Here is a 14,859-nt window from a genome sequence, read left to right as displayed (position 1 = left end):
CGGCACCGAGCCCCGGGCAGGCGTCACATCGTGCGTCGGCCCGACAGCGCCCGACCCAGGGTGAGCTCGTCCGCGAACTCGAGGTCGCCGCCCATCGGCAGACCGGACGCCAGCCGAGTAACCGTCAGCCCCGGGAAGTCGCGCAGCATCCGCACCAGGTACGTGGCCGTGGCCTCGCCCTCCGTGTTCGGGTCGGTCGCGATGATGACCTCCGCGACGTCGACGCCGTCCTCCTGGTTCCCGATGCGCGCCAACAACTCCCGGATACGCAATTGATCCGGCCCGATGCCGCTGAGCGGGTCGAGCGCGCCACCGAGCACGTGGTAGCGCCCCCGGAACTCCCGCGTCCGCTCCACGGCCTGGACGTCCTTCGGCTCCTCCACCACACAGATGACGGTGCGGTCGCGGCGGTCGTCGGAGCAGATCCGGCACCGTTCCTTGTCGGACACCGTGCCGCACACGACACAGAACTGCACACCGTCACGAATCCGCTGCAACGCGTTCTGCAGTCGCTCGATCTCCGGCGGTTCGACACCGAGCAGGTGGAAGGCGATCCGCTGCGCACTCTTCGGGCCGACCCCCGGCAGTTTGCCGAGTTCGTCGATCAGATCCTGAACGGGACCCTCGTACACTCCCCGCCTCGCCTAGAACGGGAGGCCGGGCATGCCACCCGCGAGCGGACCGAGCTTCCCCGCCGCGATTTCCTGGGCCTTGCTCGACGCGTCCGCGATCGCGCCGATCACCAGATCCTGCAGGGTCTCGACGTCCTCGGGATCGACGACCTTGGGATCGATCGCCAGTGCCACGACCTCACCGGTGCCCTTGACGGTGGCGGTCACGAGCCCGCCACCGGCCTGACCGGTGACCTCGGTCTGGGCGATCTCGGCCTGCGCCGCCATCAGCTGCTGCTGCATCTGCTGAGCCTGCGCGAGAAGCTGCTGCATATCGGGTTGTCCACCGGGCTGCACGTTGTGGTCCTTTCTGCGTGTTTACACGCCAGCGTAGACGCACCCGGCTACGGTGAGCGCGTGCAAGCGACGTCCCGGCCTCGCGGTCCGAGCGCCGCCACCCTCGCCCGTAACCTCGGGCGCGCCGTCGCGTGCGGAGGCGCGATCGTGTTCACGCTGTCCGCCTGCACCATCCCCACCGACGACGTGGTCACCGCGGCCGAACCCGCCGCACCCGCACCTCGCATCGGGTCCGAACGCGGAGCCACCGGCACCGCGGCCGACCGGGCCCTCGTCGGCAAGACCGTCTTCCTGGACCCCGGACACAGTGGGTCGCACGACGCGGCGATCACCGCGCAGGTCCCCACCGGTCGCGGCGGCACCAAGGACTGCCAGACCACGGGCACGTCCACCGCGACCGGCTATCCCGAGCACACCTTCACCTGGCAGGTTGCCGGGCTGATGCGCACCGAACTCGAGTTCCGGGGCGCCCGTGTCGAGATGAGCCGGCCGGACGACACCTCCGTCGGCAGTTGCGTCGACGAGCGCGCCGCAACCGCGAACGCGTCCGGGGCCGACGCCGTCGTCGCGATCCACGCCGACGGCGCAGACACCGACGACCAGGGATTCCATGTCAGCTATTCCGCGCCACCCCTGAACGACGTGCAGGCAGGCGCGTCCGTCGAGTTCGCCGAGACGATGCGCGACGCGCTCGTCGACCGCGGACTGGTACCGGCGACCTACATCGGTGACGACGGACTGCTGCCGCGCTCCGACCTGGCCGGACTGAATCTGTCCCAGCGGCCATCGATCCTGGTCGAACTCGGAAACATGCGCAATCCACTGGAAGCAGTGCAGATGACTGGCGATGCCGGGCGCGAGCGCTACGCACTCGCCGTGGTGCACGGCATCGCCGAGTATCTCGGGGGGAGTTAGGCCAGTTCGCGCGCGAGATTCGCGAGAACAGCAGCCTGGATCTTCTTCAGGCCAAGCGGCGCGAAGATCTTCTCGAAGAATCCGCCGATGCCGCCCGCGCCCGTCCACGTCGTGGTCGTCGTCACCGTGGAACCGGACCCGTTCGGGGTCACCGTCCAGGTGGTCACCATGCTGGAGTTGGCGTCGGTCTCGGTGACGGTGTCGCCCGCGACGGTGATCGTGGCCTTCACGTGGCGGGTCCGCTTCTCCGTCGCCTTGAGCGACCAGGCCACGACAGTGCCGGTCCCCTGGCCGCCCTCGACCACCGAGTAGTCGTAGTAGTGCTCGCTCAGGATCCGCGGACGCACGGTCTGGTAGTCCGCGACCGCGGCGAGTGCCGCCTCCGGGGCCGCTCCGACGTCGACCGAACTGCTGGCGCTGACCTGTCCCACGTGCTCTCCTCATCACTGCGGGCGACCGACCGACGCCCTCGAATGCACTCCATCGTGCCCGTACCGCGGCAGTCGCGGCCAGCCCCGCCGGAGCCCCTGTGCGCCGTATCACAGCGCGCGACCACGGCATCCGTACGCGTGAGCGCGACTCGCCGGGCGCCTTCGTGCGCGCATCTGTCGCCTCGACGGCAACCAAGGGATAGTTTCGGAGGGTGGCAGCCACGTCGAGTGCATTCCGCAGGCGATCGACCACACCGCGCGAAACCGGGCCACAGGCCCATCGCGTGGGGGTCGAGCGACTTCTCGCGAGCTATCGCGCCATCCCGCCGAATGCGACGGTGCGCCTCGCGAAGAAGACATCCAACCTGTTCCGGGCGCGCAGTGCGACCGACGTCCCCGGGCTCGACGTGAGCGGGCTGACCGACGTGATCTCCGTCGACCCGCACAGCCGCACGGCCGACGTCGCGGGCATGTGCACCTACGAGGACCTCGTCGCGGCGACGCTCCCGTACGGCCTGGCACCCCTGGTGGTTCCGCAGCTGAAGACCATCACCCTCGGCGGCGCCGTCACGGGGCTCGGTATCGAATCCACGTCGTTCCGCAACGGCCTTCCCCACGAGTCGGTTCTGGAGATCGACGTCCTCACCGGCAGCGGCGAGATCGTCACCGCGATACCGGACGGCGACCACGCCGACCTGTTCTTCGCCTTCCCCAACTCCTACGGCACGCTCGGCTATTCCACCCGTATCCGAATCCGGCTCGAAACCGTCAAACCATATGTGGCGCTGCGTCACCTGCGGTTCGACGACGTCGAATCGCTGCAGTCCACGATGGACGAGATCACCCGGACGCGGACCTACGACGGCATCGACGTCCACTACCTCGACGGGGTCGTCTTCTCGGCGAACGAGTCGTACCTGACGCTCGGAGTGCAGACCGACGCCCCAGGCCCCGTGTCGGATTACACCGACATGGACGTCTACTACCGGTCCATCCAGCACGAGTCGGTGAATCATCCGAAGGTCGACCGCCTCACCATCCACGACTATCTGTGGCGGTGGGACACCGACTGGTTCTGGTGCTCGCGCGCCTTCGGCACCCAGAACCCGAAGATCCGACGCTGGTGGCCGAAGCGCTACCGCCGCAGCAGTTTCTACTGGAAGCTCATTGCCCTCGACCGGAAGTACGATATCGGCGACCGTCTCGAGAAGCGCAAGGGCCTGCCTGCGCGCGAACGCGTCGTCCAGGACGTCGAGGTGCCGATCGAGCGCACCGCCGACTTCGTCGACTGGTTCCTTCGGGAAGTGCCCATTGAGCCGATCTGGTTGTGCCCGTTGCGACTCCGTGAGCCCGCACCCGCCAACGCCGCAGCCGACCGACCGTGGCCGCTGTACCCCCTCGAACCGAAACGCACCTACGTCAACATCGGATTCTGGTCGTCGGTGCCGATCGTCGCCGGGCAGCCGGAGGGCGCCATGAACCGACTCATCGAGCGCACCGTCACCGACTTCGACGGACACAAGTCCCTCTACTCCGACTCCTACTACGCGAAGGACGAGTTCACCGCCCTCTACGGCGGCGAACGCTACGACGAACTGAAAACGAAGTACGACCCGGAATCGCGTCTCCACGACCTGTATTCGAAGGCGGTGCAACGTCAATGACCACGTTCAAGGATCCGAAGCCGACACTCGCGTCGACAGGCCCCAAACTGTCCATCGCGGAGATCCTCGAGATCGTCGTCGGGAAGGATCTTCCCGTCCGCTTCACCGCATACGACGGCAGCTCGCTGGGCTCGCCCGACGCACGGTTCCACCTGCACCTGCGATCACCGCGCGGCACCACGTACCTGGTGACCGCCCCCGGTGACCTCGGGCTCGCCCGCGCATACATCTCCGGCGACCTCGAGATCTTCGGAAGCCATCCCGGAAACCCGTACGAGGTGCTCCGAGTTCTCGGCGAACACCTGCACTTCAGCCGGCCCTCCGCACGGGAACTCGCCCAGATCACCCGTTCCCTCGGCTGGGACGTGCTCAAGCCCGTCGCTCCCCCGCCCCAGGAGTCGCTGCCGCGGTGGCGACGCATCGCCGAAGGCCTGCGGCACTCCAAGACCCGCGACGCCGAGTCGATCCACCACCACTACGACGTCTCGAACGCCTTCTACGAGAAGGTGCTCGGGCCGTCCATGACGTACACCTGCGCCGCGTACGAGTCGGAGGACCAGTCACTCGAGGACGCGCAGGACAACAAGTACCGGCTCGTCTTCGAGAAGCTGAACCTCAAGGAAGGCGACCGTCTTCTCGACATCGGTTGCGGCTGGGGCGGAATGGTCCGCTACGCGGCGCGACGCGGCGTCAAGACGATCGGCGTCACACTGTCCGCGGAGCAGGCCGAGTGGGCGCAGAAGGCCATCGTGGACGAAGGGCTGTCCGGCGTCGCGGAGGTTCGGCATTCCGACTACCGCGACATCACCGAAACCGGGTTCGACGCGGTGTCGTCGATCGGTCTCACGGAGCACATCGGGGTGCACAACTATCCGTCGTACTTCGAGTTCATCAAGTCGAAACTGCGCGATGGCGGCATCCTGCTGAACCACTGCATCACCCGCCCCGACAACAAGCACCACGCCCGCGCAGGCGGATTCATCGACCGCTACGTCTTCCCCGACGGTGAACTCACCGGTTCCGGCCGGATCATCACCGAGATCCAGGACGTCGGACTCGAAGTCCGCCACGAGGAGAACCTGAGGGAGTCGTACGCGCTGACCCTGGCCGGTTGGTGCCGCAACCTCGAGGCCAACTGGGACGACTGCGTCGCCGAAGTCGGCGAGGGCACCGCGAAGGTGTGGGGCCTCTACATGGCAGGCTCCCAACTCGGATTCGAACGCAACACCGTTCAGCTGCACCAGGTTCTGGCCGTCAAGCTCGACGATCGGGGCCGTGCCGACCTCCCCCTCCGCCCCTGGTGGCGGGCGTAGCCGCTCCCCCGACACACGACGAAGGTGCCCGCCGCTCGCATCGCGCGAACGGCGGGCACCTTCCTTCGGTCACAGGACGAAGCTGCCGATCAGCTGTCCGATCTGCCGAATGTCGACCTTGCCCTTGAACTCGAGCCGAACCTTTCCCAGCCCGCTGAACCACATCTCCAGCTCCGCATCGCGATCGAACGCTCCCGCCGTCTCGATGCTCCACGACTGAATCTTGCTGTAGGGCAATGAGGTGTAGTCGCGCTTCTTGCCTGCCATGCCTTGCACGTTGATCGCGATGAACCGCTTGTTGGTGAACACGACACTGTCGCGCATTCCCCTGAATGCGAGGTGTATCTGCTCACCCTCGACGAGAAGCGGAGCGATCTCTCCTTGCAGGTCGGCCGGATTGACGGGACCGAGCTTGGCGTACGCGGCGTTCTCGAAATCGATCACACGACAACGCTAGCCGTCGGCGCCAGGCAGCGCCACGACCAATCTCCCCCGGAAACGCCGAAGGTGCCTGTCGCTCGGTCGAAACCACGCGACAGGCACCTTCGGTCGGTGCGGTTCTAGCCCTTCAGCGAAGCGGGCGGGGTGAAGCGCTCGCCGTACTTCGCGGCCAGCTCCTCGGCACGCGCGACGAAGCCGGCGACGCCGCCCGGGTAGCCCGTGACGAACTGGCTGACGCCACCCGTCCACGCCGGGTAGCCGATGCCCATGATCGAGCCGATGTTGGCGTCGGCGGTGGACGTCAGGACGCCCTCGTCGAAGCACTTGACCGTCTCGATCGCCTCGATGAACAGCATGCGATCGATCAGGTCCTGGATCGGCGGGGTCGCCGAGCCGGAGTTGAACTGCTCCCGCAGGCCCTGCCACAGGCCGGCGCGCTTGCCCTCCTCGTAGTTGTAGAAGCCCGCGCCGCCGAGGCGGCCCTTGCGGTCGTTGCCCTCGACGAGGAAGTTGATGACGTCACCGGCCGGGTCGGCGGGCAGGGTCTTGCCCTCGGCGATCGCCGCCGCCTTCGTCTCGGCACGGATCTTCTGCATCAGCGTCAGGTTCAGCTCGTCCGACAGCTGCAGCGGCGCTGCCGGGTAACCGGCCTGCATGCCCGCCTGCTCGACGGTCGCCGGCTCGATGCCCTCCGAGACCATCGCGATGGCCTCGTTGACGAAGGTGCCGATGACGCGCGAGGTGAAGAAGCCACGCGAGTCGTTGACGACGATCGGGGTCTTGCGGATCGCGAGCACGTAGTCGAAGACCCGGGCGAGAGCCTCGTCGGAGGTCTTCTCACCGCGGATGATCTCCACCAGCGGCATCTTGTCGACGGGCGAGAAGAAGTGGATGCCGATGAAGTCCTCGGGGCGGTTGACCCCGGTCGCGAGACCGGTGATCGGCAGCGTGGACGTGTTGGAACCGAGCAGCGCGTCGGCGTCGACGACGTCCTCGATTTCCTGGAACACCTTCTGCTTGAGCTCGACCGACTCGAACACGGCCTCGATGACGAAGTCGACGCCCGCGAAGTCGGCGGCGTCCGCGCTCGGGGTGATCCGGTCGAGGAGAGCCTTCGACTTCTCCTCCGTGGTCTTCCCACGGGAGAGGGCCTTGGCCTCGATCTTCTCCGAGTAGTTCTTGCCACGCTCGGCAGCCTCGAGGGACACGTCCTTGAGGACGACCTCGAAGCCTGCCTTCGCCGAGACGTAGGCGATGCCTGCGCCCATCATGCCGGCACCGAGCACGCCGACCTTCTTGATCTCACGCTTCGGTACGTCCTTGGGACGCGAACCGCCACCGTTGATGGTCTGCAGGTCGAAGAAGAACGCCTGGATCATGTTCTTCGCGACGGTGCCGGTGACCAGCGAGGTGAAGTAGCGGGACTCGATCTTCAGCGCATTGTCGACGTCGACCTGGCTGCCCTCGACCGCGGCCGCGAGAATCGCGCGCGGTGCGGGCATGTTGGCGCCCTTGAGCTGCTTGCGCAGGTTCGCCGGGATCGCAGGCAGGTTCGCCGCGAACGCCGGGGTGGCCGGGGTGCCACCGGGAATCTTGTAGCCCTTCACGTCCCACGGCTGCACGTTCTTGTCCGGGTTCGCCTTGATCCACGCCTTCGCGGCGGGCACGAGCTCCTCGACCGAGGACACGACCTCGTCGACGAGGCCGACCTTCTGCGCCTCCACCGGCCCGCGCTGCTGACCCTGCAGCAGCATCTGGGTCAGCGCGGTCATCAGACCGAACATGCGGACGGTGCGGACGACGCCGCCGCCGCCGGGCAGCAGGCCGAGAGTGACCTCGGGCAGACCGATCTTCACGCCCCTGACGTCCGCAGCGATGCGGTGGTGAGTGGCCAGCGCGATCTCGAGGCCGCCACCGAGCGCAGCACCGTTGATGCAGGTGACGACCGGCTTGCCGAGGGTCTCGAGGCGACGCAGGTCCGCCTTGAGGGCGAGGCTGTGGTTGTAGATGTACTCGGCGTCCTCGGGACCCGACTTGATCATGTTCTTCAGGTCGCCGCCGGCGAAGAAGGTCTTCTTCCCGGAGGTGAGAACGACACCGGTGATGGAGTCCTTCTCCGCGTGCAGCCGGTCGACGGTCTCCTTCATCGAGGAGATGTACCGGTCGTTCATGGTGTTCGCGCCCTGGTTCGGGTCGTCGATGGTGAGCACGACGATGCCGTCGGCGTCCTGCTCCCAGTTGATGATGTTCTGATCGCTCACAGTGCTGTCTCTCCTGATTGTCCGGTGAGCGTCAGACGCGCTCGATGATGGTGGCCACGCCCATGCCGCCGCCGATGCACAGCGTGACGAGTGCGTAGCGGGCGCCTCGACGCTCGAGCTCGTCGACCATGGTTCCGGTGATCATCGCGCCGGTCGCACCCAGCGGGTGACCCATCGCGATCGCGCCACCGTTGACGTTGAGCTTCTCGTCGGGGATCTTCAGGTCCTTCTGGAACTTCATCGCGACGGACGCGAAGGCCTCGTTGATCTCGAACAGGTCGATGTCGTCGACCGTGAGTCCGGCCTGGGCGAGCACCTTGTGCGCCGCCGGGGTGGGACCGGTGAGCATGATCGTCGAATCGGCGCCGGAGGTGGCGGTCGCGACGACGCGAGCCCGCGGCGTCAGACCCATCTCCTGGCCGGCCCGCTCGGAACCGACCAGCACCAGCGCGGCACCGTCGACGATGCCCGAGCTGTTGCCGCCGTGGTGGACGTGGTTGATCTTCTCGACCCAGTGGTACTTCTGCAGCGCGACGGCGTCGAAGCCGCCCATCTCACCGAGACCCGCGAACGACGGAGCCAGCTTGCCCAGCGCGTCGACGGTGGTGCCGGGACGCATGTGCTCGTCGTTGTCGAGGACGGTGATGCCGTTGATGTCCTTGACCGGGACGACGGACTTGGCGAAGTAGCCGCCCGCCCACGCCTTGGCCGCCAGCTCCTGCGAGCGGACCGCGTACGCGTCGACGTCCTCGCGGGAGAAGCCCTCCATCGTGGCGATGAGGTCGGCGCCGATGCCCTGCGGCACCAGGTAGGTGTCGAAGTTGGTGGCCGGGTCGAGCATCCAGGCGCCGCCGTCCGAGCCCATCTTCACACGGGACATCGACTCGACGCCGCCTGCGATGACCATCTCGTCCCAGCCGGAACGCACCTTCTGCGCGGCCATGTTCACGGCCTCGAGGCCGGAGGCGCAGAAGCGGTTGATCTGGACGCCGCCGACCGTCTCGGGCAGGCCGGCAACCGTCACCGCGGTGCGGGCGATGTCGGCGCCCTGGTCGCCGAGAGGCGAGACGACACCGAGGATCACATCGGAGATCCGATCCTCGTCGAGATCGGGGAACCGCACCCGCAGCTCGTCGATCAGTCCGGTGACCAGGTCGATCGGCTTCACCGAGTGGAGCGACCCGTTGTTCTTGCCCTTGCCACGTGGAGTTCGGATGGCTTCATAGATGAAGGCCTCTGTGGTCACGGTGTTCCTTCCTGTGCACGGCTGCGCCGCGTGCGAGCGGTTCATCTTCGGATCCGGTGTGCTTGCCGGTCGCCGTACGGCGACCGCCGGCAGACACCCCCAGTCACCGTAACCATAGAACCCGTGTCAGTTTTGGATCTAGGACCGAAGCGAGCGAGGTCCGTGACCATTGCGATCAGGCCGAGTCCCCGAGCAGCACCGCGATCAGGCCGAGTCCCCGAGCAGCACGATCAGCCGAGCCCAGCCTCCCGCGCCCGCACGATCGCCGCCGACCGATCCGGGACACCCAGCTTGGTGAGGATGTTCGACGTGTGATTTCGGACGGTCTTCGGGCTGAGCACCAGACGCCGCGAAATGGTGGCAGTGTCGTGACCGGCGGCGACGAGGTCGAGGATCTCCCGTTCGCGGTCCGTCAGCTCGGGAAACACCGCGGGCGTCAACCCCCGCGGCGACGCCAGGAAACCCATCGCCCGCTCCGCGACCGCCGCGCCGAGAAACAGGTCACCGTGCGCAACCGCGCGCAGCGCCCGCTCCACCTCCTCCGGTCCCGCGCCCTTGACCAGGTAACCGCGGGCACCGGCCCGGACCGACGCGAGCAGGGCGTCGTCGCCCTCGTGCATCGTCACCATCAGCACCCGGACCGAGGGCAGGCGGGCGAGCAGGTCGCGGGTCGCCTCGATCCCCGATCCGTCGCCGAGTTCGATGTCCATCAGGACGACGTCGACGTCGGCGGTCACCACAGCGGCGGCCTCGGCCGCCGAACTGGCCTCCGCGACCACCCGAATTCCGTCGAGGGTGGACAGCAGTGCGACCATCCCGAGCTGGAACACGGGATGGTCGTCGACGACGGCAACACGGATATCGGTCATGATTCGGCCAACGGTAGCCGGGCGGTCACCCGGGTGCCGCCGGGAGGAGGCGAGTCGATGACGAGGGTGCCGCCCAGTTCGCTCGCCCGCTCCAGCATCGACCGGGTTCCCACTCCCCCGGTGTGGCCTGCGGCGAATCCCGCACCCCGGTCGAGCACGATGACCTTGAGCTCGGACGCCGCCGAACCATCTGAGGCACAGACCACTTCGACTCGACAGCCGTCGGCTCCGCTGTGCCTGCGCGCATTCGACACCGCCTCGACCGCGATACCGTACGCGGCGGCCCCGGCAGCCTGGTCCAGGGTCGCGGGGACGTCGGCGTGCACGTCGAGGACGAAGCCGGCGCGGGCATGCTGGGCGGCGAGTTCGTGGAGTGCGGCAGCGAGACCCAACTCGTCGAGGATCGGCGGAAAGAGCGTGCGCGACAACGACCGGACGCCGTCCACCTGATGGTCGAGTTGCTGCTGCAGCGACTCCAGCAGTCGCGCCGCGGCGTCGGGGTCGACCGCGATCAGGTTCCGCACACCCTGTAACCCGAGCCTGATTCCCGCGAGCGACGGACCGAGCCCGTCGTGCAACTCGCGCCGGATCACGCGCCGCTCCTCCAGCCGCACCGTCGACAACCGGTCCCGCGCCGCGTCGAGTTCGCGGGACGCCTGCACGAGCACCAACCCGGCCGCGACGACCGAACCCAACTCCGACAACGATTTCCGGGCGCGGGAGTCCAGCGACACCCCGGGTGGTGCGGTCGCGGCGATGACGCCGACGGGCGCTCCGCGATGCACCAGGTCGACGCTCGTCGCCTCCCCGGACGGGACCCCGTACCTGACTGCGGGTTCCGCCTCGCCGGTGCGCCACACCGTCACCGACTCCAGCCGCAACGCCACCGCGACGCCCGCCGCGAGCTCGGTCATCAGCTCCTCCGGTTTCCGCGCGGACGCGAAGCGGCCCCCGAGGTCGCGGACGGCCCGGGCCGGGTCGGACCCCGCCCCGTAGACGAGGTCGTGCACACGTTGCTGCAGCCACGATCGGACCGGGACGACCGCCACCGCGACAGCTCCGGCCGCAACCGCCTGCGCGAGAACGGAATCCGATGTCGGCAGGAGACGGGCGAGTGCAGTGGCGACCACCACGTACAAGGCGATGAGGCCGACCGTCAGCGTGCCTGCGAGAACAGCCCGGCTGACGGCGAGGTCGAGACCCCACATCCGTTGCCGCAGCACCGCGACGAGCATCGCCGCCGGATAGAAGGCCTGAACGGCGAGGTGCACGAGCGGGTTGACCATCCACAGCCACGGCCACGACTCGGGCAGCGCCAGAGGCACGAACGAGAGCGCCATCAGCGCGGTGCCGACGGTCAGCCAGCCGAGACCGACACGTTCGTCGACAGGTCCGGTCCGGTGACGTCGCCACACGTCGGCCGCGGTGACCAGTCCCATGCCAGCGACCGGGGCCACGAGCCACAGCGTCGTCGTGTCGGTCCAGGTGCGCGCGACGAAGAACCAGATGGTGGTCGCGACGCCAGCGACGAGTCCGGTGCGGGCGAGCGCGTCGAGACGCTGGTCGCGAATCAGCCACGGCACCACCAGGAACAGAGCGAGCGTCCCGGGGATCCAGGCGGTGTTCTGCAGTGGCTCGATCGCGGCGACACCCGGCAGCCCGGGGCGGACCGCCGCCAACTGCGTGTAGGCGTAGCTGAAGGCGGCGAGGCCGATCCCGACCGCCCCGAGCCCCAGGATGACGGGTACGGGATGGACGCGGCGGGCCAGCACGACCCCCGCGACCGTCCCGTACACCGCCGCGCCGACGACGTCGACGAGGAAGAACAGCTGGTTGGCGTCCAGCGTCGGATCGGCGGCGAGGAACAGCACCACCGACGACACCGCCAGCAACCAGGCCGTGACGGCGAGCGCGACAGCGGGTACCGGCGCGCCGCCACCCACCGACCCCTCGAGTCGTTCGCTCACCCGTCACTCCTTCTCGCGACCCCGCCGCCCGTGCGCCCTATTCGTGGTCCCAACCACCACGAAGGCGCACAAGCCGAAGGCCTCATTGTCGGTCAGAGCGCCTGCTTGCGTCCGCTGACCCACAGACCGATCGCGCAGACGAGAACCCAGACAGGTCCGGTGAACCCGGCCATGTACTGCAGCGGCGACATCCCGAACAGTGCGGTGAGCCCGCCGAGGACGACACTCACCCAGCCGAGCCAGCGCGGGACCGCGCCGTGTCGCAGCGACGCGACCGCAACCGCCAACGCACTGACACCCGCCGCCGCCCACAGCCACGGGATCGTGCCCAGCCAGTGCGCCGCCACGACGGCGAACTCGGGGACCATCTGGTCCCGCTCGGACAGCCCGAACACCAGCTCGGTCGTCAGGCCGGTGCCGAGGAGGCAGACCGCCGACGTCACCACCAGGCCACCCGCCGCGACCCCGGGAAGCACACTCCCCCGCTCCAACCGGTCGGTGAGCAGACGCGCCAGCCCGGCCGCGAACACCAGCAACGCCAAGGCCGCGATCGCAAACCCGAAGTGTTCGACCAGGATCGTCGTTCGCTGGTCGGTGAGCCGCTCGGCGATCGCGACCGGGTTCCCGGCGATCTCGTCGTCGTACACTGCGGTGACGCCGCCGCTCGCCTGAATTCCGACGACACCCGCGACGCCTGCGAGGACACCCGCCGCGGTCCACCCGACGCGCCGCGCCGCGGGAACGGCAGCAGCGGTGGGTTCGGTTTCCGTGGAACTGCTGATCGTCATCTGGTTCCTCCTTCACTGCCCCGCCCGTACGGGATCGACTGCAGTTCAGGATGTGGCGCCCGATGTCCCGGCCACCAGGGTCCGGTGACCCGGGCACCCGGGAAGAATTCGGGTCAGTCCAGAGGCGAGAGCAGGAACTCGCACCAGGATTCGACCTGGTCGGCGGCGCCGGGCCGGACGGCGAGCGGCGCTCTGCCGGACCTCGCGATCGGCGGGGAGATCGCGGGAAGGCCGGGTAGCGGCACCAGACGAACTTCGAGTGGCGCGTAGCCGTCAGCGCTGACCACGACCTTCAGATGCTCCTCGGGGTCGCCTGCCGTGACGTCGAAGGAGCCGCGATCGCATGCGATCGCCGTTCCGTCCGGCGCAGTCGGTCCCACGAGGTCGACGCCGCCGCCGGCCAGCGCACTTCCGTCGCCCTCGGCCGGATGCCACCAGTCGAGCGTGGCGCCGGGGACCGGCTCACCGCCGCGGTTTCGCACGACGCCGACGACGCGAAGTGTCCCCAGACTCGGTTCCGCTGCGTCGTCGGGCGAGATGAGCAGCGTCAGGTTCGCATGGTCCGCGGGCTCGTCGTCGCGACACTCGTCCAGGCGGTGCAACCGCATGGTCACCCACTCCCTCGTCGTGTCGCCACCTGGCCCAACGTCGTGCCCGGAAGACTACGGCCCCGGAAGGCTGCTGAACAGCCCCCAGGTCGGCGATCCGTCGTGCTCGGCCCCGATTCGGATCACGCACCCGTCCCGCCACCGAACTCCTGTGACGACTGCTGACGTTCACCGGATGAAGGCCTTCCGACCAATTCGCTTGAGCAACGATGCCAGAAATGGTCGTCGACGAGGAGGTGACGCGCCGGTGTCCGAACGTCGTTGATTCGCCAAACGGAGATCGTCGCAGCATCTGCCGTGGACACGGACGTCCTCCGCGGTTGGCCGGTCGGTTCGCCTACGAAACGAGACCGACGGCCCTATCGTGATCGTGACATAGGTCACGGCAATGCAAAGGGGTCGCAAAATGCGCACCGGGGAGAACACCGTTTGGCACTGGGATGTCAGCCTCCGCGCACACCTGGTCTCCGGGTTCGCGCACGCGGTGGTCAAGCCGCTGTTCACGATCTGGCCCGCCACCGACGCGGGCATCCGCGTGCTCGCCGACCTGGAAACCTACGTCGACCGACTCCCCGCACCTCCCCGCACGCGCGTGGAACCACTGAACCTCGGCGGCGTGCCCTGCGAGCGGATCACCCACAATCACGTCGCGACCGACGACCTCGCGGGCGCCACCATCCTGTATCTCCACGGCGGCGGCTTCGTCTTCTGCGGACGCGGCACCCACCGCAGCCTCTGCGGGCTCATGTCGGCAAAGGCCGGAGTTCCGGTCGTGTCCGTCGAATACCGCCAGCTACCCGACGGCGGGATCGGCACGTCGATCGCCGACGCGATGGCCGCGTACCGGGCCCTGCTCGACGACTGTCCCGACCCGACGAAGGTCATCGTCGCGGGCGACTCGGCCGGCGGCTACCTCGCCATGAAGGTCGCCGAACTGGCGGTGGCCCAGGGACTTCATCGACCGGCCGCGGTGATCGGATACTCGCCGCTGCTCAACCTGCACCTCGAACGCCACGACCCCCGGTTCATGCGCAAGGACGCATACCTTCCGATGCGCAAGGTCGCCCAGCTCAAGGACCGGTGGCTCGGTGGACCCGACCGCATCCCAGGAGCCGAGTCCCCGGTCGACGCCGATCCCGCCGTGTTTCCGCCGGTGTTCCTCGCCTGCGCGGAGTACGAGCTGATGCGACCCGACGTCGAACTCTTCACCGATCGCCTCGAACGTGCCGGACGGATCGTCGAGACGCACCTGTGGAGCGGCCAGATCCACGCCTTCCCCGTCCTTGCGACAGTGCTACGCGAGAGCAGTGAACTCATCTCTCTCAGTGTCGATTTCGCGCGCCGCAACGTCGCGTCCAGGCGCCTCCGCTCGGCCTGAGCAGACCGCC

The 14,859-nt window shown here is 68.1% G+C and carries 14 protein-coding genes; 4 read left to right on the top strand and 10 right to left on the bottom strand.

All coding sequences use genetic code 11. From position 1 onward, the window contains the following. Nucleotides 1-23: 23 nt before the first annotated feature. Nucleotides 24-632 (bottom strand): recombination mediator RecR, encoded by a 609-nt coding sequence (gene recR / locus RHCRD62_RS24620; protein ID WP_050067384.1) that lies wholly within the window; start codon nt 630-632, stop codon nt 24-26. Nucleotides 633-644: 12 nt separating this feature from the next. Beyond that, the gene (locus tag RHCRD62_RS24615) at nt 645-944 is read right to left on the bottom strand and encodes a YbaB/EbfC family nucleoid-associated protein (protein ID WP_216596665.1); all 300 of its coding nucleotides are present in this window, start codon (nt 942-944) and stop codon (nt 645-647) included. An 84-nt stretch (nt 945-1,028) separates the two neighbouring features. On the opposite strand from RHCRD62_RS24615, the gene RHCRD62_RS24610 reads away from it, so the two are divergent. Then, nucleotides 1,029-1,883, top strand: a complete 855-nt coding sequence (locus tag RHCRD62_RS24610) for an Rv3717 family N-acetylmuramoyl-L-alanine amidase (protein ID WP_301280737.1) — start codon at nt 1,029-1,031, stop codon at nt 1,881-1,883. Here the strand turns inward: RHCRD62_RS24610 and RHCRD62_RS24605 are convergent. After that, the gene (locus RHCRD62_RS24605) at nt 1,880-2,314 is read right to left on the bottom strand and encodes an SRPBCC family protein (RefSeq protein WP_050067382.1); all 435 of its coding nucleotides are present in this window, start codon (nt 2,312-2,314) and stop codon (nt 1,880-1,882) included. The two genes, RHCRD62_RS24610 and RHCRD62_RS24605, sit on opposite strands and share 4 nt — an antisense overlap. 212 nt (nt 2,315-2,526) lie before the next feature. On the opposite strand from RHCRD62_RS24605, the gene RHCRD62_RS24600 reads away from it, so the two are divergent. Further along, nucleotides 2,527-3,978, top strand: coding sequence for an FAD-binding oxidoreductase (locus RHCRD62_RS24600; protein ID WP_050067381.1), 1,452 nt, complete (start codon nt 2,527-2,529; stop codon nt 3,976-3,978). Then, on the top strand, nt 3,975-5,291 hold the full coding sequence (locus tag RHCRD62_RS24595; protein ID WP_050067380.1) for a class I SAM-dependent methyltransferase: 1,317 nt from the start codon (nt 3,975-3,977) through the stop codon (nt 5,289-5,291). The genes RHCRD62_RS24600 and RHCRD62_RS24595 overlap by 4 nt, the downstream gene beginning before the upstream one ends. Before the next feature lie 69 nt (nt 5,292-5,360). On the opposite strand, the gene RHCRD62_RS24590 is transcribed toward RHCRD62_RS24595, so the two are convergent. From RHCRD62_RS24590 to RHCRD62_RS24560, 7 genes are all read right to left on the bottom strand, one after another. Further along, on the bottom strand, nt 5,361-5,735 hold the full coding sequence (locus RHCRD62_RS24590) for a PH domain-containing protein (RefSeq protein ID WP_050067379.1): 375 nt from the start codon (nt 5,733-5,735) through the stop codon (nt 5,361-5,363). Nucleotides 5,736-5,851: 116 nt separating this feature from the next. After that, complete coding sequence (locus RHCRD62_RS24585; RefSeq protein WP_050067378.1) at nt 5,852-7,993, bottom strand: 3-hydroxyacyl-CoA dehydrogenase NAD-binding domain-containing protein; 2,142 nt, start codon at nt 7,991-7,993, stop codon at nt 5,852-5,854. A gap of 31 nt (nt 7,994-8,024) precedes the next feature. Then, on the bottom strand, nt 8,025-9,239 hold the full coding sequence (locus RHCRD62_RS24580; protein ID WP_050067462.1) for an acetyl-CoA C-acetyltransferase: 1,215 nt from the start codon (nt 9,237-9,239) through the stop codon (nt 8,025-8,027). Nucleotides 9,240-9,469: 230 nt separating this feature from the next. Continuing rightward, entirely contained in the window at nt 9,470-10,108 is a 639-nt protein-coding gene (locus RHCRD62_RS24575) for a response regulator (RefSeq protein ID WP_050067377.1), read from the bottom strand. Continuing rightward, nucleotides 10,105-12,075: a sensor histidine kinase gene (locus RHCRD62_RS24570; protein ID WP_050067376.1), complete on the bottom strand. Its 1,971-nt coding sequence runs from the start codon at nt 12,073-12,075 to the stop codon at nt 10,105-10,107. Before RHCRD62_RS24570 ends, RHCRD62_RS24575 begins: the two co-directional genes overlap by 4 nt. Before the next feature lie 92 nt (nt 12,076-12,167). After that, entirely contained in the window at nt 12,168-12,857 is a 690-nt protein-coding gene (locus RHCRD62_RS24565; RefSeq protein ID WP_050067461.1) for a hypothetical protein, read from the bottom strand. A gap of 119 nt (nt 12,858-12,976) precedes the next feature. Next, entirely contained in the window at nt 12,977-13,471 is a 495-nt protein-coding gene (locus RHCRD62_RS24560; protein ID WP_157051057.1) for a peptidase associated/transthyretin-like domain-containing protein, read from the bottom strand. Between the two features lie 406 nt (nt 13,472-13,877). Between RHCRD62_RS24560 and RHCRD62_RS24555 the strand changes: the two genes are divergently transcribed. Beyond that, the gene (locus RHCRD62_RS24555; RefSeq protein ID WP_050067374.1) at nt 13,878-14,849 is read left to right on the top strand and encodes an alpha/beta hydrolase; all 972 of its coding nucleotides are present in this window, start codon (nt 13,878-13,880) and stop codon (nt 14,847-14,849) included. The last annotated feature ends 10 nt before the right edge of the window (nt 14,850-14,859 follow it).

The sequence above is a fragment of the Rhodococcus sp. RD6.2 genome (genome assembly GCF_001040705.1).
GTDB lineage: Bacteria > Actinomycetota > Actinomycetes > Mycobacteriales > Mycobacteriaceae > Rhodococcus_G.
Note: the sequence above shows the minus strand (reverse complement) of the source record. Positions and strands in the feature narration are given on the sequence as shown.

Bases quoted from the DNA above. Each gene is read 5' to 3' on its own strand.
- RHCRD62_RS24560 (WP_157051057.1), bottom strand. From the start codon at position 13,471: ATGCGGTTGCACCGCCTGGACGAGTGTCGCGACGACGAGCCCGCGGAC.
- RHCRD62_RS24615 (WP_216596665.1), bottom strand. From the start codon at position 944: ATGCAGCAGCTTCTCGCGCAGGCTCAGCAGATGCAGCAGCAGCTGATG.
- RHCRD62_RS24555 (WP_050067374.1), top strand. From the start codon at position 13,878: ATGCGCACCGGGGAGAACACCGTTTGGCACTGGGATGTCAGCCTCCGC.
- RHCRD62_RS24575 (WP_050067377.1), bottom strand. From the start codon at position 10,108: ATGACCGATATCCGTGTTGCCGTCGTCGACGACCATCCCGTGTTCCAG.
- RHCRD62_RS24595 (WP_050067380.1), top strand. From the start codon at position 3,975: ATGACCACGTTCAAGGATCCGAAGCCGACACTCGCGTCGACAGGCCCC.